The following is a 1,298-nucleotide window of genomic DNA, read 5'->3' on the forward strand; positions in this document are numbered from 1 at the left end:
CGTCTACACCGTGCTGAGCGTCGGCATCACCATCGCCTTCAACGCCGACGTCAACGCCCAGGCAGGTGCCTACGCCACCGGCATCCTGGCCATGATGGTATCCGGAGCCGTCGCCGTGACCGTCTCCGCGATCCGCCGGCACAGCCGCGCCGGAACCATCGGCTTCGGTGCGCTGACCCTGGTCCTGCTGTACGCGCTGGGCGCCAATGTCATCGAAAAGCCCGACGGCATCGCGATCTCGGCGTTCTTCATCGCCGGCATCATCGTCGTCTCGCTCATCTCCCGGGTCCAGCGCACCACCGAACTGCGGCTGGAAACCATCGAGTTCGACGAGGCAGCCCGGCAGTTCATCACCGATTCGATTGCCTTCGACGGGCAACTGAACGTCATCGCCAACAAGCGCCAAGCCGGTGACAAGGCTGAGTACGCGGACAAAGAGTACGAACAGCGCGGGCTGAACCCCGTCCCGGGCCCGGCGGATGTCATCTTCCTGGAAGTGGAAATCTCCGATCCTTCGGCGTTCAGCCACACGCTCCGGGTCGAAGGCGTCGAAGTGGACGGCTACCGGGTCCTGCGGGTGGAGTCCCCGGCCGTGCCGAACGCGATCGCGGCCGTCCTGCTGGCCATGCGCGACTCGACCGGCACGAAGCCCCAGTGCTACTTCGAGTGGTCCGAGGGCAACCCCGTCGGCCACCTCATGCGGTACCTGTTCCTGGGCGAGGGCGACACCGCGCCGCTGGTGCGCGAAATCCTCCGCGAGACCGAGCCCGACCAGGCACTCCGGCCCGCCATCCACGTGGGCTAGGCAGAGCGCACTCTAACCACAACGAACAGCCCCGCCGGGATTTGAGCAGTTCAGGTTCCGGCGGGCCTGTTCGCGCGTAGTCGGAGTCCGCGTCGTCGTCTTCGGTCAGCACGCAGGCCCGTCACGGGTGCGTCGGGTCCACCCCAGGGTCCACGGCGGTAAGCAACCCGGCCGTCCCCGGGCCTCAGACGTTGGCTGATTTCCCCCAAGGGCCGATCTGGTCCAGGGTGTATCCGTCCGGGTATGCCACGACGTTTATCCTTCCCGGCACAAATATGGGCTCGGTCGGCAAGGGACGCAACCTGGCCTTGAGGGAGCGGAACCGCAGCACCGCGTTGAACGGTACGCGCAGCACTGCCGGGGCAGGTTTCAGGCCCAGGGCAACAGCGACCTGGGGTTTGTCCATCATCAGCGCCAGGATGGTCGGGGTGAATCGGCGAAGCAGGGCGGGGATACGGCTGGCGAAGGCCGCGACGGTCGCATTGAACAGCAT

Annotated in this window: 2 pseudogenes; one reads left to right on the forward strand and one right to left on the reverse strand. The window is 66.3% G+C overall.

The features are described from left to right. Positions 1 to 805, forward strand: a pseudogene (locus LQV45_RS33260) (amino acid transporter); the annotation flags it as partial. 184 nt (positions 806 to 989) lie between these two features. Here LQV45_RS33260 and LQV45_RS33265 read toward each other — a convergent pair. Further along, a pseudogene (locus LQV45_RS33265) lies at positions 990 to 1,298 on the reverse strand (DUF2236 domain-containing protein); the annotation flags it as partial.

The sequence above is a fragment of the Microbacterium sp. Bi128 genome (assembly GCF_918698205.1).